18 protein-coding genes, 4 pseudogenes and 1 riboswitch are annotated in these 23,951 nt (G+C 67.9%); of the genes and pseudogenes, 19 read left to right on the top strand and 3 right to left on the bottom strand.

What is annotated here, in order from left to right; translation table 11 throughout:
- Nucleotides 1-10: 10 nt before the first annotated feature.
- The 11 genes and pseudogenes from eccE (at nt 11) to AB8998_RS14320 (ending at nt 13,345) form a co-directional block, all read left to right on the top strand.
- Nucleotides 11-1,216 (top strand): type VII secretion protein EccE, encoded by a 1,206-nt coding sequence (gene eccE, locus AB8998_RS14270; RefSeq protein ID WP_369738500.1) that lies wholly within the window; start codon nt 11-13, stop codon nt 1,214-1,216.
- Nucleotides 1,213-3,045: a type VII secretion AAA-ATPase EccA gene (gene eccA / locus AB8998_RS14275; RefSeq protein WP_369738501.1), complete on the top strand. Its 1,833-nt coding sequence runs from the start codon at nt 1,213-1,215 to the stop codon at nt 3,043-3,045. The genes eccE and eccA overlap by 4 nt, the downstream gene beginning before the upstream one ends.
- Nucleotides 3,046-3,411: 366 nt before the next feature.
- A riboswitch (M-box (ykoK) riboswitch) is annotated at nt 3,412-3,583 on the top strand.
- 407 nt (nt 3,584-3,990) lie between these two features.
- Nucleotides 3,991-4,290 carry a PE family protein gene (locus AB8998_RS14280; RefSeq protein WP_369738502.1) on the top strand — a complete coding sequence of 100 codons (300 nt, stop codon included), beginning with the start codon at nt 3,991-3,993 and terminating at the stop codon, nt 4,288-4,290.
- A gap of 18 nt (nt 4,291-4,308) precedes the next feature.
- A complete protein-coding gene (locus AB8998_RS14285; protein ID WP_369738503.1) occupies nt 4,309-5,484 on the top strand; it encodes a PPE family protein in 1,176 nt (391 codons plus the stop codon).
- A gap of 36 nt (nt 5,485-5,520) precedes the next feature.
- The gene (locus tag AB8998_RS14290) at nt 5,521-6,732 is read left to right on the top strand and encodes a PPE family protein (RefSeq protein WP_369738504.1); all 1,212 of its coding nucleotides are present in this window, start codon (nt 5,521-5,523) and stop codon (nt 6,730-6,732) included.
- Between the two features lie 119 nt (nt 6,733-6,851).
- The gene (locus tag AB8998_RS14295; RefSeq protein WP_369738505.1) at nt 6,852-7,193 is read left to right on the top strand and encodes a DUF732 domain-containing protein; all 342 of its coding nucleotides are present in this window, start codon (nt 6,852-6,854) and stop codon (nt 7,191-7,193) included.
- A 1,588-nt stretch (nt 7,194-8,781) separates the two neighbouring features.
- Entirely contained in the window at nt 8,782-10,041 is a 1,260-nt protein-coding gene (locus AB8998_RS14300; protein WP_369738506.1) for a PPE family protein, read from the top strand.
- Nucleotides 10,042-10,099: 58 nt separating this feature from the next.
- Nucleotides 10,100-11,502, top strand: a pseudogene (locus AB8998_RS14305) (PPE family protein).
- Nucleotides 11,503-11,754: 252 nt separating this feature from the next.
- Nucleotides 11,755-12,075, top strand: a complete 321-nt coding sequence (locus AB8998_RS14310) for a DUF732 domain-containing protein (protein WP_369738507.1) — start codon at nt 11,755-11,757, stop codon at nt 12,073-12,075.
- 20 nt (nt 12,076-12,095) lie between these two features.
- Nucleotides 12,096-12,416, top strand: coding sequence for a DUF732 domain-containing protein (locus AB8998_RS14315; RefSeq protein WP_369738508.1), 321 nt, complete (start codon nt 12,096-12,098; stop codon nt 12,414-12,416).
- A gap of 218 nt (nt 12,417-12,634) precedes the next feature.
- A complete protein-coding gene (locus AB8998_RS14320; protein ID WP_369738509.1) occupies nt 12,635-13,345 on the top strand; it encodes an MgtC/SapB family protein in 711 nt (236 codons plus the stop codon).
- Between the two features lie 11 nt (nt 13,346-13,356).
- Here the strand turns inward: AB8998_RS14320 and AB8998_RS14325 are convergent.
- Nucleotides 13,357-14,546 (bottom strand): annotated as a pseudogene (locus AB8998_RS14325) (NAD(P)/FAD-dependent oxidoreductase).
- 177 nt (nt 14,547-14,723) lie between these two features.
- Between AB8998_RS14325 and AB8998_RS14330 the strand changes: the two are divergent.
- Both AB8998_RS14330 and AB8998_RS14335 read left to right on the top strand, forming a co-directional pair.
- Nucleotides 14,724-15,665 carry a sterol desaturase family protein gene (locus AB8998_RS14330; RefSeq protein ID WP_369738510.1) on the top strand — a complete coding sequence of 314 codons (942 nt, stop codon included), beginning with the start codon at nt 14,724-14,726 and terminating at the stop codon, nt 15,663-15,665.
- Nucleotides 15,666-15,762: 97 nt separating this feature from the next.
- A complete protein-coding gene (locus tag AB8998_RS14335) occupies nt 15,763-16,437 on the top strand; it encodes an Rv1815 family serine proteinase (RefSeq protein ID WP_369738511.1) in 675 nt (224 codons plus the stop codon).
- Here AB8998_RS14335 and AB8998_RS14340 read toward each other — a convergent pair whose 3' ends face one another.
- A complete protein-coding gene (locus AB8998_RS14340; RefSeq protein WP_369738512.1) occupies nt 16,438-16,893 on the bottom strand; it encodes a nitroreductase/quinone reductase family protein in 456 nt (151 codons plus the stop codon).
- A gap of 107 nt (nt 16,894-17,000) precedes the next feature.
- Between AB8998_RS14340 and AB8998_RS14345 the strand changes: the two genes are divergently transcribed.
- The 4 genes and pseudogenes from AB8998_RS14345 (at nt 17,001) to AB8998_RS14360 (ending at nt 19,927) form a co-directional block, all read left to right on the top strand.
- On the top strand, nt 17,001-17,684 hold the full coding sequence (locus AB8998_RS14345) for a TetR/AcrR family transcriptional regulator (RefSeq protein WP_369738513.1): 684 nt from the start codon (nt 17,001-17,003) through the stop codon (nt 17,682-17,684).
- 137 nt (nt 17,685-17,821) lie between these two features.
- Nucleotides 17,822-18,322 carry a VOC family protein gene (locus AB8998_RS14350; protein ID WP_369738514.1) on the top strand — a complete coding sequence of 167 codons (501 nt, stop codon included), beginning with the start codon at nt 17,822-17,824 and terminating at the stop codon, nt 18,320-18,322.
- 15 nt (nt 18,323-18,337) lie between these two features.
- Nucleotides 18,338-18,411 (top strand): annotated as a pseudogene (locus AB8998_RS14355) (hypothetical protein); the annotation flags it as partial.
- 13 nt (nt 18,412-18,424) lie between these two features.
- Nucleotides 18,425-19,927, top strand: coding sequence for an FAD-binding protein (locus AB8998_RS14360; RefSeq protein ID WP_369738515.1), 1,503 nt, complete (start codon nt 18,425-18,427; stop codon nt 19,925-19,927).
- Nucleotides 19,928-20,076: 149 nt separating this feature from the next.
- Here the strand turns inward: AB8998_RS14360 and AB8998_RS14365 are convergent, their stop codons facing one another.
- Complete coding sequence (locus AB8998_RS14365) at nt 20,077-21,996, bottom strand: vitamin B12 ABC transporter pemease/ATP-binding protein BacA (RefSeq protein WP_369738516.1); 1,920 nt, start codon at nt 21,994-21,996, stop codon at nt 20,077-20,079.
- A gap of 47 nt (nt 21,997-22,043) precedes the next feature.
- Here AB8998_RS14365 and AB8998_RS14370 point away from each other — a divergent pair, with 47 nt between their 5' ends.
- Both AB8998_RS14370 and AB8998_RS14375 read left to right on the top strand, forming a co-directional pair.
- Complete coding sequence (locus AB8998_RS14370) at nt 22,044-23,696, top strand: acetolactate synthase (protein WP_369738517.1); 1,653 nt, start codon at nt 22,044-22,046, stop codon at nt 23,694-23,696.
- Nucleotides 23,697-23,847: 151 nt separating this feature from the next.
- Nucleotides 23,848-23,937: pseudogene (locus AB8998_RS14375) on the top strand (hypothetical protein); the annotation flags it as partial.
- Nucleotides 23,938-23,951: the final 14 nt, after the last annotated feature.

The following is a 23,951-nucleotide window of genomic DNA, read 5'->3' on the forward strand; positions in this document are numbered from 1 at the left end:
CGGGACGGTAATGAAGGCTCAGCGCAGGTTTGGTTTGTCGTTGTCGTGGCCACGGGTCACCGCGGTGTTCGTGGTCGACATCGCGATCCTGATAGTGGCAAGCCACTGCCCGGATTCCTGGCAGGCCAATCACCATGTCGCGTGGTGGGTCGGCGTGGCGCTCGCCGCGCTGGTCACCCTGTTGTCGTTGATCGCCTACCAGGGGATCACGGTGATCTCGGGATTGGCCGCCTGGGTGTGGGACTGGTCCGCCGACCCGGGCACCACGCTGGCCACCGGGTGCACGCCGGCCGTCGACTACCAGCGCCGCTTCGGGCGCGACAAGGTCGGGGTGCGGGAGTACGCCGGACATCTGGTCGCGGTGATCGGGATCGACAGCGGCGAAGACGACTCGGCGGCGCGCCACCGCCACCGCTCGACCTCGGCCACGCTGCCAGTGCACGCGGTCGCCGAACAGCTGCAGCAGTTCGACATCCACCTCGACGACGTCGACATCGTCACCGTGAAGGTGCGCCGCGGGGGCAACGCGGCGGAGCTGTCGGCGCTCGATGACTGGGGTCCCGAAGAGTGGGGGCTGGTCGGCGATCGCCCGACGTCGTATGTGCGCAAGACCTGGCTGGTGCTGCGGATGGACCCACTGCGCAATGTCGCCGCGGTGGCGGCCCGCGATTCGCTGGCCTCGACGCTGGTGGCGGCGACCGAACGGATCGCACAGGATCTCGACGGGCAGAGCTGTGTGGCCAAGCCGCTGACCGCCGAGGAACTCGCCGAGGTCGACAAGGCCGTGCTGGCCGATCTGGAAGCGACCTGGAGCCGTCCTGGCTGGCGCCATCTCAAGCATTTCAAGGGCTTCGCGACCAGCTTCTGGTTGACGCCGTCGGACATCACCACCGAGTCGCTGGAAAAGCTTCTGCTCACCGACGACCCGGACATCGGTGCGACCGTGATCACGATCCGGCTCAACACCCGCAGCGGGCAGCCCCGGCTGTCGGCCTGGGTGCGCTACCACAGCGAGGGCAAGCTACCCAAGGAGCTGTCCGCGGGCCTCAACAGGCTTACCGGCCGCCAGCTGGCCGCGGTGCGCGCCAGCCTGCCAGCGCCGACGACCCGGCCCATGCTCGTCGTACCGAGCCGCGAGTTCTTCCACTACGACGACCTGGTACTGCCGGTGGGCCAGGTGCGGGAGGACGCCGAAAGCGTGCCCACGGGGCAATGACACGGCCGCAGACCACCGCCGAAGACGCCCGTAACGCCATGGTCGCCGGTCTATTGGCGTCCGGCATTTCCGTCAACGGGCTGCAGCCCAGCAACAATCCGCAGGTGGCGGCGCAGATGTTCACCACCGCGACCAGCCTTGACCCGTCGATGTGCGACGGTTGGCTGGCGCGGATTCTCACCGGTGATCAGAGCCTCGAGGTGCTCTCCGGCGCGTGGGCGGCGGTGCGGACGTTCGGATGGGAGACCCGCCGCCTGGGTGTCACGGATCTGCAGTTCCGTCCCGAGGTGTCCGACGGGTTGTTCCTGAAGCTCGCGGTCACCAGCGTGGAATCGCTGGCGTGCGCCTACGCCGCCGTTCTGGCCGAGGCCAAGCGCTACGAGGAGGCGGCGAAGCTGCTCGACAGCATCGAGCCGCGCCACGCCTTCGACGAGGAACTCGTCAACTATGTGCGCGGGGTGCTGTTCTTCCGCACCGGACGCTGGCCCGACGTGCTCGCCCAATTTCCCGAAGGGAAAACCTGGCGCCACCCCGAGTTGAAGGCGGCGGGCGCGGCGATGGCGACCACCGCCCTGGCATCGCTCGGCGTGTTCGAGGAGGCTTTCCGGCGCGGGCAGGACGCCATCGAGGGCGACCGGGTGCCGGGAGCGGCCAACATCGCCCTGTACACCCAAGGCATGTGCCTGCGCCATGTCGGTCGCGAAGAGGAGGCCGTCGAGCTGCTGCGGCGGGTGTACTCGCGCGACCCGAAGTTCACGCCGGCCCGAGAGGCGTTGGACAACCCCAACTTCCGGCTGATCCTGACCGATCCGGAAACCATAGAGGCCCGCACGGACCCGTGGGATCCCGACAGCGCACCCACCCGGGCCCAGGCGGAGGCCGCTCGCCACGCGGAGGCGGCGGCGAAGTACCTGGCCGAAGGCGACGCCGAACTCAACGCGATGCTCGGCATGGAGCGCGCCAAGCGCGAGATCAAGCTCATCAAGTCGACGACCAAGGTCAACATGGCCCGCGCCAAAATGGGCCTGCCGGTGCCCGTGACCTCGCGACACACCTTGCTGCTGGGCCCTCCCGGGACCGGAAAGACCTCAGTGGCAAGGGCTTTCAGCAAACAACTCTGCGGGTTGACCGTGCTGCGCAAGCCGGTGGTGGTGGAAACCAGCCGTACCAAGCTGCTGGGCCGCTACATGGCCGACGCGGAGAAGAACACCGAGGAAATGCTCGAGGGCGCCTTGGGCGGCGCGGTGTTCTTCGACGAGATGCACACCCTGCACGAGAAGGGTTACTCCCAGGGCGACCCCTACGGCAACGCGATCATCAACACGCTGCTGCTGTACATGGAGAACCACCGCGACGAGCTGGTGGTCTTCGGTGCGGGCTACGCCAAGGCGATGGAGAAGATGCTCGACGTGAATCAGGGTCTGCGGCGGCGCTTTTCGACGGTCATCGAATTCTTCAGTTACACCCCGGAGGAGTTGGTCGCGCTGACCAAACTGATGGGGAAGGAGAACGAGGACGTCATCACCGACGAAGCGGCCGCGGCGTTGCTGCCGTCGTACACAAAGTTCTACCTCGACGAGAGCTACTCCGAAGACGGGGACCTGATTCGCGGAATCGACATCCTGGGCAATGCGGGTTTCGTGCGCAATGTCGTAGAGAAGGCCCGCGATCACCGCAGCTTCCGCCTCGACGACGAGGACCTCGACGCGGTGCTATCCAGCGATCTCACCGAGTTCAGCGAGGCGCAGCTGCGCCGCTTCAAGGAGCTGACCCGCGAGGACCTCGCCGAGGGCCTCGGCGCTGCCGTGGCCGAGAAGAAGCCCGACTAGCTGAGGTATACCGGTCGCGCGGTCAGCTCGGTCTGTTCGGTGGGCCAACAGCGTGTGCGATCACCGGTGGCGGCAGGCCGCAACGACCTGTTCGGCTAGGCCGGCAACCTCCGGCCGGTCGACATACGCCGCGCCGTCGAGCGACCCCGCGCCCGTGGTAACCACCGCCCGGTCCAAAATTTTGACCTGTTTGCACCTGGATAAGTTGCGGTATCGAGTTCGCGGAGTGATCCTCACCTGCCGTCTCGCAGTCATGTGGGTCTGCCCTTTCCCATCGGGCACTCTTTTTCCCGCTCCGCGCTCAAAGTAGTTGAGGCACGCCGGCGCGTTGACTCTCGACACCTTGCAATGTAACAATCGTCCACGTAGGCACCTCGCTAGGTGAGGCGTCCACGCGGATACAGGCCACTGACCTCGAACGTCGAAAGACGCCCAGGGTCAGGACAGCTCTTCCCGGCTTAAGGGTTGAGCCCAAGTGGCTTTCAGCTTTGGCTGAATACGCCGTGTGGTGCCAAAGCTCTGACGAGAGGGGTGCGGCTCTCGGGCTTTACGGCTCGGTCCACACTTCTGAAGTGCCCTGACGGCATCAGCGTATGCCCCGGCCGCGAGGAGGTGAGGACTGAAATGAGCCCAGGCGATAGTCCGCATCCCGAGTTCGACGACCGTTTCGATCCGATCGTGGCCGCACTGAAACCCTGAGCGAGTTCTGAATCCGGGTCACTTGCATGCTCTGACGATGACCGCCACAGATGTGCGTAGGGAATTTTCTTGCAATTCACTTGCATGTGACACCTAAGGATTGGGTAAGCTAAGTTCCCGAGTCGGGACTCCCGGGACCTCAGCAGCCCCCCGGTCGGAACGATTTTACACGTGCGATAGAAACGATTGTCATTTTCATCTAGGCTGCCCCCGTCGGCCGCCTAGCGGCCTGTGAGGAGACTTGGAATGTTGTTCGTTACCGCGCAGCCGGAATCGTTGGCCGCTGCTGCCAATCGCCTTCAGCAGATCGGTTCGACGTTGGCTGGCGAGCACGCCGCCACCGCCCCGCCGATGACCGGGGTGGTACCTGCCGCCTCCGACATCGTGTCGATGCTGACGGCCGCCCAGTTCGCCCGGCATGCTCAGACCTTCCAGGCATTGAGCGCCCAGGCCGCCGAAATCCACGAGAATTTCGTGGCCACATTGGCGGCTAGCGCCGGGTCGTATGCCGCCACCGAAGCAGCCAACGCCGCCGCAACCCGATGAACAGGTAAAGGGGGACCGATGCTCGACTTCGCCGCACTGCCGCCCGAAATCAATTCCGCCAAAATGTATTCCGGTCCCGGATCGGCATCGATGCTGGCAGCCGCCGGGGCGTGGAACACGATCGCCGCCGAGATGCGCTCGGCGGCAACGTCCTACAACTCGGTGATCACGGAATTGACGAGTAACGGTTGGCTGGGCCCGTCGTCGATGTCAATGCTGTCCGCGGCCACGCCATACCTGACATGGTTGGATACGGCCGCCGCCCAAGCCGAGCAGACCGCGGCCCAAGCTTTCGCGGCCGCAACCGCTTTCGAGTCGGCGTTCGCCGCGACGGTCCCGCCGCCCGTTGTCACCGCCAATCGCGCACAGTTGGCGATGTTGGTGGCCACAAACATCTTCGGCCAGAACACCCCCGCGATCGCGGCTAACGAGGCACAGTACGCGTCCATGTGGGCCCAAGATGCCGCTGCCATGAATGGTTACGCCAGCGACTCGACGGCGGCCAGTCAATTGGCACCGCTCTCCGCTCCGTCGAAGAGCACCCAGACCTACGGGGTTGCCAAGCAATCGGCGGCGGTCGCTAAAGCGACCCAGACGACAGGTCAAACCGTGCAATCGAACCTGTCCGCGGTAACGTCGACCGCCCCCAAGGCGGCCTCCGGGGAAGACTTTCTGTCATTGCTGTCGGGGATCTTCAGTGGCGCGAACAACTCGGCCGTGGGCACGTTCATGCAAGGCAACTACTTCAGCACGATGGTCGTGAACGGGGCTTTAGCGGGTGGACCGTTCAACCCGCAATTCCTCCTTGGGACCATCGCCGGTTTCAATTTCCTGTCCGCTGCCACGCAAGGCGGCGACCTGCTACCGGGCCTCGGCGACATCGCCTCGGCGACCGCCGAGGTCTCCCCGGCGGCAGCGCTCGGCGGTGTAAGTGCCCCGATCTCAGCGGCGGTTGGCCATGCCAACCTAGTCGGTGCAGTGTCGGTGCCTCCCGGTTGGGCTTCGGCGGCAGCGATCCAGCCAGCCGACACAGCGATTCCGGCTACCGGTCTCAGTGACATCGGATCGTCCAACGGCACGGGTGGTCCGGGCGGGTTCGCCGCACCCGTCGGAGGTGCGGCGGGGCGGCGACGCCCAATCCCCAAGTACGGGTTCCGCCCCGTCGTAATTTCTCGCCCTCCGGCGGCCGGATAACAGCCTTCCAAGGAAGTTCAGAAGAGGGGACAGGCCATGCTAGATTTCGCAACGTTGCCGCCAGAGATCAATTCGGCCCGCATGTACTCAGGGCCGGGCTCGGCGTCGATTAGCGTCGCTGCCGCGGCCTGGAATCGCATCGCCACCGAGATGCGTTCGACCGCAGCCGCTTACAGCGCGGTAGTCACCGGGCTGACTGACGAGGCCTGGCTGGGACCTTCGTCGGGATTGATGGCGGCAGCGGCTGAACCGTATGTCGACTGGTTGGCCATCGCCGCTGCCCAAGCCGAGCAGGCCAGCGCCTCGGCCTCTGCGGCGGCGGCCGCCTTCGAAGCCGCTTTCGCAGCGACGGTACCCCCGGCGGCGATCACGGCGAACCGCGCCCAACTGGCTAACCTGTTGGCCACCAACATGCTCGGCCAGAACGCCGCCGTAATAGCAGCGAACGAAGCTCAATACGCCGCGATGTGGGCGCAGGATGCCGCCGCGATGAATGGCTACGCCATGGCGTCGGCCGCGGCGACACAATTGGCGCCGTTGACGCCCCCCCCTTCCACCACCAACGCCAACGAGACGGCCGACCAAGCTAATGGGACCTCGGCGTCCTCCACGGCTCCGGCAGGGTCGACGTCCGGGCTCCTCGAGTGGCTGGGTATCGCGCCCAACACCAACAACTCCACGACAGGCTTGGCCGGACTGCTCAACTTTCTGGATGGAAACAACGGGTCATTCGTCGGAAGCTTCCTCAACGATGCGACGGTCGCAAACTTCTCGAACGCCCTCACCACCAGCGGCTTGACGAATCCAACATCCGTCATCGATTCGGTGACCGCATACAGCTTTCTCTTCGCGACCCAAGGCGCCGCCTCGTTCGATATGTCCGACCTGGCCGCGGGGCTGGCGTTGACAGGGCCGATCGGGGTGGCCCCGGGTCTGCCGAGCCTGTCGGCCGCGGCCGTGTCGGCTCAGCTCGGGCACGCCAGCCTGGTCGGGGCCGTATCGGTGCCCCCGGCCTGGGGTGCGAGTGGGGCGACGGTCAACCCGGTCGCAACGGCCACGAGCCGCATCGGTGCCGGGGCCTACCACAGCCTGAGCAACGCCACCCCCATGGTGATGGAAGAGACCGGACCCGTGGGCATGCCCGGGCTGCCCCTGGCAGGCATGACCGGGCCGCACGAGGACGAGTTCAGCGCCCCGATCTACGGATTCCGCCCCCGCATCATCACGCGGCCGCCTGCAGCGGGTTGACCCACGACCGGTCGAGACCGCCGCCGGGCGGCAAGGGCCGGCCACAAGCAAGGAATCACCACAATCCAAGACTCACCAAAATTCAAGACACGATTGACATCGCGGACAAAGGACACGCCATGACGCTCAAACTTCTCACCGCATCGGTCGGCCTCGCCACCGTTCTCGCCGCCAGCCCGCTGGCCCACGCCGATTCCGATGACGACGACCCGACGGTCTTCCTGGCCACCCTCCGCAACGCGGGCATCGCCTACAAAAGCCCGGACCGTGCCCTCAAAGCTGCCCAGACCGTCTGCGGTCTTGCCAGTGCAGGCACCAGCGAACCCGAGATTCTCAAAGACATCCGCGAGCTCAACCCCGGATTCACCCTTGACGGTGCCGCCAAATTCACCGAAGCGGCCGCCCGGTCTTTCTGCCCCGAGCAACTCGGGGACGGCAGCGGCAACGGTAAGAAGAAGTGAGCCTTGCGCTCTTAGGGCTTTCGGGGCTGGTCCGCGTCGCTCGGCGGCCTCTGAGTTGGACTTCTCTCGCCACTCCTGCGGATACCAGCTGTCCGGCGTGACGACGCTCGCAGACGCGGCATGCCAGTTGGTCGTGCATGCCGCAATTGGCACCGTGAACCGTTGCGGACTGAAGCTTTTTGAATGCCTTCGCTAGCGGTCGACTGCGAAGGCCGGCCCGGCCGCAGCAGGGCCAAAATGCCGGTACGATCGCGCCCACGGCGCCTGGCCCGGCAACCGGGGGCGACGGCGGTAAGCGCAACGTGCGACTCCGCCTTGCGTTCGTGGCTCGCCCGGCGGACGTCGATTCTTGGTCAGCAACGCTCGAGCGGTGCGCCTGTTTCGTACCGGCACGCGTCGTGGCCATCTTCGACCTGGACTCCACCGCTGCGCGTGGCCCTGGCCCTGACGCGACTGCGGGGCCTTCCTGATCGCGCCGACGAAGGCGGGTACCGCCTCTTAGATCCGCGGTTCGTACTGCCCGACCCGATGACCGCCGAGGCGACCATGGCAGCGATGGCACGGGGTAGTCGCTCAGTTTGCTATGTGACCGCCAGGCGCCGGCTGATGCGTTTTCTCTACCGGCGGCGCCACACGCCGTGTGGTTGATAGCTGTCCGGGACGTCGAGGCACCCTTACCGAAAATTCGGGTGAACGGCTCGGCAACGCTCCCGAGCCGCCCCGCGCATACGGGGGCACGTTGCTTCGTCTTGCTAACCTCGGCAAACCGCGCTGATCGAGCTCACAGGAAATCTGCAGCAGCTAATCAGCGCTGCCGCAGCTATGCCCCTTTAACCTTCTTGGTGAACTCCAGGGGAGCAACGATGGAATTAACCATTAACCCGGCCCCGGCGCCGAACTGCGGAATCGTGTCCGCACGAGGCGCCGCGCTGCGGGCCGGGCACCGGGAGTTCGCCGGCCGTCGGGATTTCGGCCATCCAGGCAACTTCCGGTCCGGCAGGCACCCGCCGGCAGATGGCTGATGCGATTCACGGGCGACTCACGAAATAATAGGCGCGCAATAAGCACCCGCAAATACGCATAGCCGTCAGCGCACATATGTGGGCAACAGCAAATCGATACTCCGGTTGCAGTAATGATGTTCTGGTAGGCCTATAATTCATCGAGAAGTTGCAACCAGTAAATGGCGTGGCCGGTGATCTTCATGATTGTCGCCAGGTCGCGCCTGGTGCGCCGTAGATGAGCGGAACCACGAATCAGCGACGGGTTTGCCATTGGTAATCAATTGACAGATTAGACAACCTCGGTGACACACCCGCCGCTGCTCACGGTGTCTGTCGTCACCGCCAACCGCGTCGCGACACATGTTTGTAACATTGTGCTTACTCCGCTGGAACAACGCCTCAATATCGTGGCATCGCGATGAGCCCGAGGTTGCACAGATTCGCTTGGAGTAAGATCAGCAAATCTTTGGGGACTCAGAAACCGCGTTTTTTTGGATTCCATAAAAGCTTGGACAGTTCTGGGGGCAGGGCTACGCGCGTCGTCATTACGATGACGGCCACAAATAAGGACCGGAGGTAGACAGGTGATAGATTTCGGCGCGCTTCCGCCGGAGATCAACTCTGGGCGGATGTATGTCGGGCCCGGGTCGGGGCCGATGATCGCGGCGGCGGCGGCCTGGGACGACCTGGCCGCCGAACTGCAGTCGACGGCCGCGTCGTACAGCTCCACGGTCGAGGGTTTGACCGTCGGGCCGTGGACGGGTCCCTCCTCGATCGCGATGGCGGCCGCGGCCATCCCCTACGTTTCGTGGATCAGTGCCACCGGCTCCAGGGCCGAGCAGGCGGCTGCCCAGGCGAAAATCGCCGCCGCCGCCTACGAGACGGCCTTCGCCGCGACGGTCCCGCCGCCGGTGATCGTGGCCAATCGCACACTGCTCATGACTTTGATTGCGACCAACATCCTGGGGCAGAACACCCCGGCGATCGCCGCCACCGAAGCCCAGTACGCCGAGCTGTGGGCCCAGGACGCCGCCGCCATGTACGCCTACGCTGGCTCGTCGGCGGCCGCCTCGCAGCTGATCCCGTTCCTCGAGCCGCCGCGCACGACCACCGACTCGGCCAGCCCGCTGCAAGCCGCCGCCGTCAGCCAGTCCGGTACCTCGAGTGGCCTCAACGTGGGCACCCAACTGTCCCAGCTGACCAGCGCCGTGCCGAACGCCCTGCAGAGCCTGGCCTCTGGGGCGACGAGTAACGCGACGACGCCGGGACTCACGCTGCCGTCGACCCTGCCCAACGCGCTGACCAACTGGAACACCATCTTCGGCGAATTGACCGGCATCTATTCGCCCCAGGCGTGGAGCACCATCCCCGGTGGCCCGTTCCTGTCTTTCGGGCAGGCATACGCCTGGGGTCAGAACGGGCAGGGCGCCGCCGCGTATTTGGCCGGCCCCAAAGCGATCTCCGGCGCGCTGGCGCCGCTGACCAGCGGCGCCGTCAAGCCCATGCTGAGCTCCGCCGTCGGCGGCGCGCCGGTTTCGGCGTCGATGGGCAGGGCGGCGCTGGTGGGGAGCATGTCGGTGCCGCAGGGCTGGACCGAGGCCGCGCCGGCGATCAGGACACTCGCCTCGGTGTTCCCCAACATCGCGGCCGCACCGACCGCCTCGCTGGCCCCCGAGGGCGGCGTCTTCGGCCAGATGGCCCTGTCGAGCCTGGCCGGGCGCGCCATGGCGGCCGGGGCGACGTACTCCGGAGGAGGTGCCGTGGCGACCGGCTCGCTGGGCGGCGTGATCGAAGCCGAGGCGGCCACGGCCACCATCATCGTGATCCCGGTCCTGGAGGACTGAGCGCCATGACCGACACATCCGCGACCGACAGCAGCGCGACCAGGCAAGGGGTATAGAGATGTTCTACGGAGCCTTTCCACCGGAGTTCAACTCCGGGCGCATGTACGCCGGGCCGGGAGCCGAGTCCTTGGTGGCCGCGGCGGCGGCCTGGGACACCCTGGCCGCCGAACTGCAGTCCACCGTCGCCGCCTACTCGTCGGTGATCGACACGCTGAGCAGCGGGCCCTGGGTGGGACCGTCGTCGATGAGCATGGTGGCCGCGGTGACGCCGTACCTGTCCTGGATGCAGACCACCGCCACTCAGGCCGCACACACCTCCAACCAGGCCACCGCGGCGGCGGCCGCCTACGAGACGGCGTTCGCGTCGACGGTGCCGCCGGAGGAGGTCGCGGCCAACCGCACCCAGCTGGCGTCGCTGGTGGCGACCAACGTCTTCGGGCAGAACACCGCCGCGATCGCGGCCACCGAGGCCCAGTACGCCGAGATGTGGGCCCAGGATGCCCTGGCGATGGACACCTACGTCGCGTCGGCGGAGGCGGCAACGAGCCGGCTGACCGCGTTCACCGAGGCGCCGACGACCACCAACGGCTCGGCGTCGACGACGCAGGCCGCCGCGGTCGGCGCAGCCGGCGGCACACCGGCGGCCAACGCGGCGGCGACCCTAGGCTCGATCATTCCCCCGTTCAACCCGGCGAACGGGCCGCTCGGCTACCTCGCCGGGCTCGCCACCTGGTACCACACCCTCGGAACCAACCTCCTGAACATCGTTCCGAACGGGGGCACCTGGTACGCGGGGCTGTACAACGCCGTCAAGGTTCCTGTCGGCATCACCACGACGTTCAACGACATCGGGCTGCTCATCAACTTCCCGCTGTCACAGTGGCTCAAGTTCGCCCCGCCCATCCCGTACGGGGCCCTCCCCAAGGACGCGCTGGGGGCCGGGCTCGGCGCGCTGGGCTTCGGGCGTGGCACCCTGTACAACGCGGTCAGCCCGGTGGCGGCGAGCCTGGGCCGCGGCACCCTGGTCGGAGCGCTGACGGTGCCGCCCAGCTGGGCCTCCGCCACCCCGGCAATCCGGACGGTCGCCGCCGCGTTGACAGCCGCCGGGCCGGAGGCGGTGCCGGCGGCCGCCCTGGGCGCGGGTGGGCTGCTCGGCTCGATGTCGGTGGCGGGCATGCTCGGCAGCGCCTTCGGCGCGGGCGCCCCACCGTGGCGGGCCGTGCCGCCGTCCGCGGGCGCCTGACCCCCCTCAAAGAGCTCAAGGACGGCACCTCGCCGGAAAAGCTGAAGAAAGTCGTCGCCCAGATCTCGGAGAAACCCGAAAGCGTGCAGCACCACAACGTCGATCAAGAAGGCCTCGACGCGCTGCTCGAGCAACTGTCCAAAAAACCCGGCATTCACGCGGTGCACTTGTCAAAAGGCAAGCCCAAAGTCGTGCCGTCGGAAGCGCAGATGAGTTGAGTGGCAACCGCAGTCCGGCTCGGCCCAGCGGCCGCGCAACGACCGGATCCGGGGGCGACAAATAGCGGCACGCGAGTCGGTCCCGGCAGTTCAGGCGCGGTTCGCCGAAGGCGTAAAAGCGTGGAACCAACTGTGAGAATTGGTAGAGACAGCGGTCAACCGAGCAACATCGGCGGTAAAGTCTCGGAAGCCGCCGCTTCAATTGAATACCGAACCGGCACAATTTCCTCGGTGCGAGGGAAAGGGTAAAACATGAAGATGTTTGTCGCGCTGCTCGGCGCAGCGGCGGTGATCGGTTTCGCCGCGCCCGCCTATGCCGACCCGCCGGAACCGGACGGGGACGACGCGGGGTTCGTCGCCGCGTTACACCAGGCCGGCATCTCCTTCGCGACCCGCGAGGGCGCCGTCGCCGCCGGCAGGGCAGTGTGTTCCTTCCTGGACAACGGCGAGAGCGGCCTGCAAGTGGTGCACGACGTGAAGATCCACAACCCCGGGATGGACATGGAGAACGCGTCCAACTTCGCGTTGATCTCGGCGAAGTACTACTGCCCTCACCAGCTGTCCAAGGCCTGACGGAGACCGGCCACACCGGCATGGGACGATTTTTGGCATTGCTCGGCACCGTCGTCGTGATCGGTTGCGCCGCACCCGCCTCCGCCGATCCCGAGGGCGCGTTCGACGACACGGGATTCCTCACGACGGTGCGCGACGCCGGACTCACCTACACCAGCCCGGATCGGGCCATCGCCTTCGGCAAGCAGGTGTGCGGCTGGATCGGCAGCGGCAAGTCCGGCTCGGCACTCGTCCGCAACCTGCAGGACGAAAATCCGGGACTGACCACCGGCCACGCCACCCTGTTCGTGGCGATCTCGGCGAAGTACTACTGTCCACAACAACTCACCGCGACGCACTAGCCGCGACACGACGCGTTCCGGAGAGGACGAAACAGTCAACGCGCGCATGCGGGTTACGGATTGAGCAGGCGGCGGCGCGCAGGAGTCAGGTGATTGACCGCCGCGCAACCGGGTTGGTCCGGGGTCCACCTCTCGTTCACCTGCCCGTGCTTAGCTGCCGCGGTCCAGCACCGCCCCGGCGGTGCCAGTGTCACCGCGTAGGGGAGGAATGTGCCGTCATGCAGACGCTGAGCGTTGCCGATTTCGCGCTCCGGCTGGCCGTCGGGGTCGGCTGCGGTGCCCTCATCGGTCTGGAGCGGCAATGGCGGGCGCGCCGGGCCGGGCTGCGCACCAACGCGCTCGTCGCCGCCGGTGCGACCCTGTTCGTGCTCTACGCGGCCGCCACCGAGGACACCAGCGCCACCCGGGTCGCGTCCTATGTCGTGTCCGGGATCGGGTTCCTGGGCGGTGGGGTGATCCTGCGCGAGGGGGTCAACGTCCGCGGGCTCAACACCGCGGCCACCCTGTGGTGTTCGGCGGCGGTCGGTGTACTGGCCGCGTCGGGACACCTGACCTTCACGCTGATCGCCACCGGCACCGTCCTCGCGATCCACGTGTTCGGGCGCCCGCTCGGGCGGCTGATCGATCGTGACGAGAACGTCGAAGACGACGAGGGCCTCCAGCCGTACCTGCTACAGGTGACCTGCCGCCCCAAATCGGAGACGTACGCCCGCGCCCAGGTCGTGCAGCACGCCAGCAGCAACGACATGACGCTGCGCGGTATCCACGCCCGCCAGACCGGCGACGACGAGATCACCCTGAGCGCGCATCTGCTCATGGACGGCCACACCCCGGCCAAGCTCGAGCGGTTGGTGGCCGAGCTGTCCCTGCAGCCGGGAGTCCGCACGGTGCAGTGGTACGCGGGGGAGACCGCGCAGCAGCCGGACTGAGCACCGGCCGGCTAGGGGCGGCCCTGCATCTGCGGCGCGGCCGCGGCGAGCAGGGCCGCGCGCTCACCGGTCAGCGGCGGGTAGATGCGCCGGGTGTTGATGGCCCGCTTGGTGGCCTTGGCCTGCGCGCTGCGCGAGACCACCGCCCGGTCCCATCCCCGGGTGTAGACCGCGCCGGCCGGCCCGAGCTCGAGAACGGTGACGTACCAGAGGATTCGAAGCGGCAGCATCGGCTCACCGACCAGGTCGATGATCACGTTGTAGGCGACGTAGCGCCCCATCGGCCGTCCTTGCTGGCACGACATCACCGACAAACGTTCCCCGTCCACGCGGGCCGCCGCCACGTCAGCCGCGGCGAACACCGACTCGATCCCGGCGACGCGCAGGTAGTCGCCGACCGGCAGCCGGCCCTGCCCGTCGCGCGCCGCCGGTAGCCGCGCGGTCATTGGGCTGGCCCGCATCCCGGCGCACCACCCCAGCGTGGCCGCCTCGAGGCGCTCACCCGACGACAGCGACACGCCTCGCTCCTCGACCGCAGTGACGCTCACCCCCAACCCGGGTCTCGATGCCGTTGTCCGACAACGCCTGCCGAATCACCGGCCGCGCCGAAGCGCCCATGTCCGAGCCAATCGCGCCGTGCTCGACGAGGACCACCCGCGGGGTGACCCGATGCGGGCCGAACAGCCCACCGAGGCTGTTCGGCAGCTCGCAGGCCACCTCGATGCCGGTCAGGCCTGCGCCCACCATGACGACCAGCCGCCCGCGTGGGGGTCCCCGACCAGCGTTCGCAGATGGCTCGCAGCGCGACCGCACCGTCGTAGGTGTCGACGTCGAAACCGAACTCCCGCAACACGGGGATGCCGGGGCGGGCCGCCCGGCTGCCCGGGGCCAGCACCACCCGGTCATAGCGGTACGACGCCCCGGATGCCGTGGTGAGAGCGCGGGCGCCCGGGTCGATCCCGGTGACCGCGGCGGTGACGTGCGCCAGTCCGGCGGGGTCCAGCACGTCGGCCAGCGGGATGCGGCAGGCGCTCAGGTCGGTCTCGTAGTTGCGCACCCTGATGTCGCGGAAGGGCTTGTCGCTCAGCACGGTGACGTCGACCGTGCCCGCGGGCTCGGCGAGTTCGTCGAGCCGCCGCGCGGCGTCCAGGGCCGCCCGCAGTCCGGCAAACCCGGAGCCGATCACCAGCATCGCGGTCAACGCCCGATACCTCACCGATCCGAGCCGCTCGGCGGCTCCCTTCGCGCAATCGTCTCACCACGCCGTGACGGTGGGCGCCATCCATGCGGCGCGGTGGCGCACCCGACGTCCGCGGGTCTCGCGCCGGCGCCGAGCCGACCGGATCCGCGAATTCGCCGGACGTAATAGTCTGTGTGGGTGAGTTCCGTTTCGGGTTTTCTGTCCGCACTCCCGCCCCCGATGCGAGATCCGGTTTTGTTTGCTATCCCATTCTTTTTGCTGCTGTTGACGCTGGAATGGACCGCGGCCCGCAAGCTGGAACGCATCGCGCCGGACGCCGGCGGGGCGCGGCCGGGCTCCGGGGCCTACCTGAGCCGCGACTCCATGGCGAGCATCTCGATGGGCCTGGTGTCGGTCGCCACGATGGCGAGCTGGAAGACCCTGGCGCTGCTGGGCTATGCCGCGATCTACGGCTATCTGGCGCCCTGGCACCTCCCGTCGACCCGGTGGTACACCTGGGTCGTCGCGATCCTCGGTGTGGACTTGCTGTACTACGCTTACCATCGCGTCGCCCACCGGGTGCGGCTGATCTGGGCCACGCACCAGGCGCACCACTCCAGCGAATATTTCAACTTCGCCACCGCGCTACGCCAGAAATGGAACAACAGCGGCGAAATCCTGATGTGGATTCCTCTGCCGTTGTTGGGGGTTCCGCCGTGGATGGTCTTCTTTTCCTTCTCGGTGAGTCTGATCTACCAGTTCTGGATCCACACCGAGCGGATCGACAAACTGCCGCGCCCGTTCGAGTTCGTCTTCAACACGCCGTCGCATCACCGCGTGCACCACGGCATGGACAAGCTGTACCTGGACAAGAATTACGGCGGCATTCTGATCATCTGGGACCGGGTGTTCGGCAGCTTCCAGCCAGAGTCGTTCCGTCCCCATTACGGGCTAACCAAGCAGGTCGACACGTTCAACATCTGGAAGCTGCAGACGCGCGAATACGTCGCGATCGCCCGGGACTGGCGCGCCGCCGACCGGTTCCGCGACCGGCTCGGTTACGTGTTCGGACCGCCGGGCTGGGCGCCGCACGCAGCCACCCGGTCCGGGGCCGCCGCCCCGATGGTCACGACGCTGTAACGCGGGCGCCGGCCGGCGCGAAGACTCCTGCGTAACGGAAAGTAACGCCGTAGTCTCGATTCGGTCGAGATTCGGCCCCGACGGATCGGAGTCCAAGGTGCGCCGCCCAGCATTGCGCGCATTCGCCGCCCCCATCATCGTCGCGTCCTTCGTGCCCGCGTTGCCGTCCGCTCCGGCCAGCGCGCAGGGCACTCTGGTCTACCCGGGCATGGAGATCGTGCAGGACAACCGGCTGTGCACCCTGGGCTATGTCGACCCGACGATGCGCGTCGCGTACACGGCCGGACATTGCCGCGGCGGGGGAGCCGTCTACGACAAGGCCGGGAACGCGATCGGCCGGATGGCCACCTTCCGGGACAACACGCCCAGCGGAACGACGGTCGCCACCGACCAGATCATCAACGACTACGAGGCGATCGTGCTGGACGACGGCGTCACGCCGAGCACCGTGCTGCCGGGCGGGCGCCCGCTGCAGTCGAATCCGGCCGTCACAGTGCAGGCGGGCCAACCGGTGTGCCACTTCGGAGTGGTCACCGGTGAGACCTGCGGGACCGTCGAGGCCGTCAACAACGGGTGGTTCACCATGTCGCACGGCGTGCAGAGCAAGAAGGGCGATTCGGGCGGACCGGTCTACCTGGCGCCCGACGGCGGGCCCGGGCAGATCGTCGGGATCTTCAACAGCATGTGGGGTGATTTCCCCGCCGCGGTGTCGTGGCGGGCGGCCTCGGACCAGGTCCGCCAGGACCTGGGCGCGACCACCAACCCGCGCTGATCAGCGCGAGGCATCCGGGGCCAGCGCGAAGACGGGGATCGCCGGCGCGGCGGCCCCCAACTGCTCGTCACCGGAGTCCGGCGTCAGGCCGGGGACGAAATCTTTGACCTGCCAATACCACCGGGCCAGGTACCGCCGCACGACGTCGGGCTTGGCCGCGTCGTCCAGCTCTGTGGCGGCGGCGCGCTCCCGGTGCCAACGCGGGCCCACCTCGAGGACGCCCGCCGCACGGACGTTGCGGGCCCACTGCGTTTCCCCGCGGGGTGAGACGAGGTAGTCCACGCCCTCGACGGTCAGCAGGTTGACTACCACCGTGCGCGGCTGTCCGGTCTTGCGGCCCCGCACCCGCACCGCGCGGGTCCCGGCGATGCTGACCCCCATCTCGGCCAGCCAGCGGATCGCGGCGTTGGCGGCCCGGGCGGCCCGGCTCGGCTGTTGATAGTGGGTGGTCACCATGGCGTCCTCTCGACAGATCAGAGAGCAGGGCTCTCGATTTGCGCCACGGTGCCACACCCGTCGCCGAAAAGCAAGAGCGGTGATCTCGGGTGTGCGACACTGGCCCCGTGGGGAAACGCCAGGAGTCGCGGGAACAGATCGAGGCGCAGATCGTCGAACTGGGCCGCCGCCACCTGGTGGACCGCGGCGCGGCGGGCCTGTCGCTGCGTGCGATAGCGCGCGACCTGGGCATGGTGTCCTCGGCGGTGTACCGCTACGTGGCCAGCCGTGACGAGTTGCTGACCTTGCTGCTGGTCGACGCCTATTCCGACCTGGCCGACACCGTTGACCGCGCCCGTGAAACCGGCGGCGAACTGTGGAGCGACGACGTCGTCGCCATCGCGCGGGCCGTGCGGGGCTGGGCGATCGTCCACCCGTCCCGCTGGGCCCTGTTGTACGGCAGTCCCGTTCCCGGCTATCACGCCCCCGCCGAGCGCACCGTCGCGGTCGGGACCCGGGTTGTCGGGGCGTTCCTCGACGCCGTGTCCGCCGGGATCGCCACGGGAGACATCCGGTTAACCAATGACGTTGTGGCACAGCCGCTGTCGTCGGACTTCCAGCGGCTCCGCGAGGAATTCGGCTTTCCCGGTGACGACCGCGTGATTACCAAATGCTTTTTGCTGTGGGCGGGGGTGCTGGGCGCCATCAGCCTGGAGGTGTTCGGCCAGTACGGCTCCGACACGCTGACCGAGCCCGAGACGGTTTTCGACGCCCAGCTTCAGTTGCTGGTCGAGGTGCTGGGCCGGACCTGACCGACCCGGCGCTCGCGCTCGCCCGCGGCCGAATTAGAACGTGTTCATCGCGCGCCGGCGGAAGCGGCCCGGCCGGTCGCGGCAAATCCTCCGGCGCCCTTCCTGGCGATCGGCGCGCTGGGCTATCCTGCGAGGCGATGCCCCCCTCCGTTCACGCGCCCACGCAGATCGCCTGGGTCACTCCGGACCTCGACGCCACCGAAACGGCTCTCACCGGCCTGTTAGGGGTCAGGAAATGGGTTCGCATCCCCGGCGTGCACTTTGCTCCAGACAGCTGCAGCTACCTCGGCGCGCCGGCCGATTTCGTCGCCGACATCTCCCTGAGCTACCTCGGCGACATGCAACTGGAGTTGATCTCACCGGTCCGCGGCCAGAATATCTATAGTGACTTTCTACGTGACTCCGGACCGGGACTGCACCACATCTGCACGGAGGCCGACAGCCCCGAGCATTTCGATGCGGAGCTGGCCCGGGCCGCTGACCGCGGCGCCGTCGTCGTGCAACAGGGCGTGATGCCCGGCGGCATCCGATTCGCCTACCTGTCGGCACCGCAGGCAGGCGCGCCATTTCTGGAGATCGCCTACGTCTCGCCCGAGATGCGGGCGTTTTACGACTACATCAAACGGGAGCAGCGGTGAGCCGCGCCAGCGACGATGCAGAGCGCAGCGATGAGGAGGAGTGGCGCAACTGCGCCGCGCCAGCGACGATGCAGAGCGCAGCGATGAGGAGGAGTGGCGCAAATGAGTACCGAGACACCAGCAACGGTCAGCGCGGACGCGGTGGAATCCTGGTCCGACGACGTCGACGTGGTCGTGATCGGGTTCGGCATCGGAGGCGGGTGTGCGGCGGTCAGCGCGGCGGCCGCCGGCGCACGGGTGCTGGTGCTGGAGCGCGCCGCCGCGGCGGGCGGCACGACTTCCCTTGCCGGAGGGCACTTTTACCTCGGCGGGGGAACAGCGGTGCAGCTGGCCACCGGCCACCCCGATTCGCCCGAGGAGATGTACAAGTACCTGGTCGCCGTCTCGCGCGAGCCGGAGCTGGACAAGATCCGCGCCTACTGCGACGGCAGCGTCGAACACTTCGACTGGCTCGAGGACCTGGGCTTCCAGTTCGAGCGCAGCTTCTATCCCGGCAAAGTCGTCGTCCCGCCGGGCACCGAGGGCCTGAGCTACACCGGCAACGAAAAGGTATGGCCCTTCTGCGAACAGGCCCAGCCGGCGCCCCGCGGGCATTCGGTGCCGGTGCCCGGGGAGTTGGGCGGTGCGGCCATGGTCGTGGACCTGCTGGTCAAACGCGCCGACGCGTTGGGCGTGCACGTCCAGTACGAGTCCGGGGCCACCAACCTCGTCGTCGACGACGACGGGGCGGTGGTCGGCGTCGCCTGGAAGCGTTTCACCGAGACCGGAGCCGTCAAGGCCAAGGCCGTCGTCATCGCGGCGGGAGGCTTCGCGATGAACCCGGACATGGTCGCCGAGCACACGCCCGCGCTGGGCCAGCCGCGCCGCACCAAACACCACGGCCTGGTGGCGCCCTACATCCTGGGCAACCCCAACGACGATGGACTGGGCATCCGGCTGGGCGTCTCGGCGGGCGGGGCCACCAGATACATGGACGAGTTGTTCATCACCGCGGCGGCCTACCCGCCGGAGGTCTTGCTGACCGGCTTGATCGTCAACAAGGAGGGCAAGCGTTTCGCCGCCGAGGACTCCTACCACTCGCGCACCTCGGCGTTCGTGCTGGAGCAGCCGGAACAGACCGCCTACCTGGTCGTCGACGAAGCGCACACCGAGATGCCCGAGATGCCGCTGATCAAATTCCTCGACGGCTACGAGACGATCGCCGAGCTGGAGACCGCGCTGGGCATCCCCGCCGGCAATTTCGCGGCCACCCTGGACCGCTACAACAAGTTCGCGGCCGTGGGCGAGGACCCTGACTTTCACAAGCAGCCGGAATACGTTGCGGCACAGGACAACGGGCCGTGGGCGGTGTTCGATCTGTCGCTGGGGCGGGCGATGTACTCGGGATTCACCATGGGCGGCCTGGCCGTGACCGTCGACGGGGAGGTGCGCCGCGACGACGGCACGGTGATTCCGGGGCTGTACGCGGTCGGGGCGTGCGCGTCCAACATCGCTCAGGACGGCAAAGGGTATGCCAGCGGGACGCAGCTGGGTGAGGGCTCGTTCTTCGGGCGCCGCGCCGGAGCGCACGCGGCCCGCGGGGCCGGGGGCGCGCAGGCGCGTTAGGACCCCCGCGCCGGAGCGCACGCGGCCCGCGGGGCCGGGGGCGCGCAGGCGCGTTAGGACCGCCCCCGCCGAGCGTGTAATTCTGCAGCGGAAGTGCGAGCAGGGGCCTGCAGATTTACACCCTCGAGGGCCACCCGGCCGACAGCCGGCTAGACCGGCGCGGGCTCCTTCTCCACTGGGCCCAGACGCCATTCCCCGCCACCGAGCAGGTGTAATTGCTGTTCGTGGTGCTGCTCGACGGCTGGCCGGTGACTGACGCTGACCAGCACGCAGTCGGGCAACTCGGCGCGCACCAGCTGGTACAACGCGAATTCCAGGCCCTCGTCCAGCGCGGAGGTCGCCTCGTCGAGGAAGACCGCCTCGGGTTTGGTCAGCAGGATGCGGGCAAAGGCGACACGCTGCTGTTCGCCGGGGGAGAGGACTTTCGCCCAGTCCTGCTCTTCGTCGAGCCGGGCGATCAGCGGCGTCAGCGAGACCTTGCTCAACACGTCGCGCAATTGGTCGTCGGAGACGTCGTCGGGCGAGTTGGGATAGCAGACGACGCTGCGCAGGTCGCCCAGCGGCACGTAGGGCAACTGGGACAAGAACATCGTCGCGTTGTCGCCCTCGGGACGGCACAGCGTCCCCGACGCGTACGGCCACAGCTCGGCCAGACTGCGCAGCAGCGTGGTCTTGCCGGACCCGGAGCGCCCGGTGATCACCAGCGAGTCGCCCCGGTCCAGTTGCACGTCGAGCGGGTCGATCAGCTGGTCCCCGTCCGGCGTGCGCACCTCCAGTCCGCGCAGTTCGACCGCCGCCTCCTCGCTGTCCTTGACCAGGATCGTCGGCAGGGCCCGGCCCCGCGTGTTGGCGTCGACCAGGCCGTGCAACCGCATGATCGCGGCCCGGAAGGCCGCGAACGCGTCATAGTTGTTGCGGAAGAACGACAGCGAGTCCTGGATGTTGCCGAAGGCCGTCGCGCTCTGTCCGACGTCACCGAAATCGATGCGGCCGGCGAACAGCCGCGGCGCCTGAATCACCCAGGGCAACGGGACGATCAACTGCGACACCGAGAAGTTCCAGCCGTTGAAAATGATGGTGCGGCGCACGAACCGGCGGTAGTTGTCGATGATCGGGGTGAAGCGCCGCCACAGTTGCGCGCGCTCGACTCGCTCGCCGCGGTAGAAGCCCACCGCCTCGGCGGCGTCCCGCAACCGCACCAGTCCGTAACGGAATGCGGCGTTGAGCTTCTCGTTGTTGAAGCTCAGCCAGATCAGGGGGTGCCCCAGCCACACGGCGACGACCGTGGCGACCAGCACGTAGACGAGCACGACCCAAAACATCGCGCGGGGAATGGTCACGCCCAGGACGTTGAGGTTCCCGGACAGGTTCCACAGGATCGCGGCGAACGAGAGCACCGAGGCCACCGCGTTGACGGCCCCGAACAGCAACGTGCTGCCGGTCCCGTTGGACGGGATGTCCGGCGTGCCCCCGGCGTTGGCGGTGAAGATGTCGATGTCCTGCTGGATGCGCTGGTCGGGGTTGTCGATGGTGTTGTCGATGAACAGGTCCCGGTAGTAGGCGCGCCCGGCGAGCCAGTCGTCGGTGAGGTGGCCGGTCAGCCACACCCGCCAGGCGATGATGAAGCGCTGCGTCAGGTAGATGTCCGTCATGATGCGGACGACGTACAGCGACGCCAGCAGGCTGAAGATCACCAGGGACATCCAGAAGCCGTGGATGCCGGACTGTCTGACCTTTTCGTTGCCGGCCGCCAGGCCCTGCACCGCGATCTGCACGGACGTGTAGAGGTCGTTGCCCTGGTAGCTGAGCAGCACCATGATCCGCACGGACAGGATCACCGACAGCAACAGCACGCCGAGCATCGCCCATACAGGAATGCTGCGCGCGCCGACGAAGTAGCCGCGGGTGATCCGCCAGAACTGCCGTCCCCAGGGCGTGAAGTACCTGAACGCGACCAGCACGACCAGCACGCAGACGGCGCTGATGACCCAGGCCAGCGCGACCCACCGCAGCGACTCCACGGGTGCCGTCGACCAATTGATCGACGGCTTAAACGTTTTCGCACCCAAGGTCGAAGTCTCCTTTGTACCCGGAAGGCGGCGGATAGGCTGCGGTGATGAGCACCGACGCCGTCTCCACCCAGCCCATGCATGCCGGCCGGCTCGTCGCGCGGCGACTCAAGGCCAGCGGTGTCGACACCATCTTCACGCTATCCGGCGGCCACCTGTTCTCCATCTACGACGGCTGCCACGACGAGGGTATCCGGCTGATCGACACCCGCCACGAGCAGACGGCGACCTTCGCCGCCGAGGGCTGGTCCAAGGTCACCAGGGTGCCGGGCGTGGCGGCGCTGACCGCCGGGCCGGGCGTCACCAACGGGATGAGCGCGATGGCGGCGGCGCAGCAGAACCAGTCGCCCCTGGTCGTGCTCGGCGGCCGCGCCCCGGCGGGGCGCTGGGGGATGGGTTCGCTGCAGGAGATCGACCACGTGCCGTTCGTGGCGCCGCTGGCGCGGTTCGCGGCCACCGCACAGTCCGCCGACGCCGCGGGCCGGCTCGTCGACGAGGCGCTGCGGGCCGCGGTGGCCCCGCCGTCGGGCGTGGCCTTCGTCGATTTCCCGATGGACCACGTCTTCTCGATGTCCGACGACGACGACAGGCCCGGGGTCCTGGCCGAACCGGCGCCGGGAGCCCAGCCGGATTCCCAGGCTCTGGAGCATGCGGTCGGCCTGCTGTCCGCCGCGCAGCGGCCGGTGATCATGGCGGGCACCAACGTGTGGTGGGGCCACGCGGAGGCGGCGCTGCTGCGGCTCGCCGAGGAGCGGCAGATTCCGGTGCTGATGAACGGGATGGCCCGCGGGGTGGTGCCCGCCGATCACCCGATGGCGTTCTCGCGGGCGCGGGGGAAAGCGCTGAGCGAGGCCGACGTGGCCCTGGTAGTCGGGGTGCCGATGGATTTTCGCCTCGGTTTCGGCGGGGTGTTCGGCCCGCAGACCCAGCTCGTCGTCGCCGATCGCGCCGAACCGGGGCGCGACCACCCGCGTCCCGTCGCGGCCGCGCTCTACGGCGACCTCACCTCGATCCTGTCGGCCCTGACCGAGGGGACCGTGGCGGACGGCACCGGCCGCCGGGACTGGACCGCGGAGCTGCGCGCGACCGAGACCGCCGCGCGCGCCGGAGAGCGGGCCGACCTGGGCGAGGACAGGATCCCGCTGCACCCGATGCGGGTGTACGCCGAGCTGGCCCCGATGCTGGACCGCGACGCCATCGTCATCATCGACGCGGGCGATTTCGGCTCCTATGCCGGCCGGGTGATCGACAGCTATCTGCCCGGCTGCTGGCTGGACAGCGGCCCGTTCGGCTGCCTGGGTTCGGGCCCGGGTTACGCCCTGGCCGCCAAGCTGGCCCATCCGGACCGTCAGGTCGTGCTGCTGCAGGGCGACGGCGCGTTCGGCTTCAGCGGCATGGAATGGGACACCCTGGTCCGCCACAACGTGCCGGTCGTGTCGGTGATCGGCAACAACGGGATCTGGGCCCTGGAAAAGCACCCGATGGAGGCGCTCTACGGCTACTCGGTGGTGGCCGAGCTGCGCCCGGGCACGCGGTACGACGAGGTGGTGCGCGCCCTAGGCGGCCATGGTGAGCTGGTGTCCGCGCCCGCCGAGCTGCGGCCCGCGCTGGAGCGCGCCTTCACCTGCGGCATGCCCGCCGTCGTCAACGTGCTCACCGACCCCGCCGTCGCCTATCCGCGCCGGTCCAACCTGGCCTGACACCGCGCCGCATGGTTCCCCGCCTCGGGACCGGGTAGGCGCAGTGCATGCCGATGGTGCCGAGGCACCGGATCCCGAGCGGGCCGGTCTTGATGTGCTGGGTGGTGCCGACGGTCCGCGTAGCCGTGGCGATCGCGCCGGCCATCGGCTGGTGTTCTCGCTGGCCTTCGTCGCGGTGCAGCTGTCCAGCGGCCAGTACTCGCCCCGGGTGGCGCAGATGTACATGCGGGACCGCACCATCCAGGTCACCTTCGG

The sequence above is a fragment of the Mycobacterium sp. HUMS_12744610 genome (genome assembly GCF_041206865.1).
Classification (GTDB): Bacteria; Actinomycetota; Actinomycetes; order Mycobacteriales; family Mycobacteriaceae; genus Mycobacterium; species Mycobacterium servetii.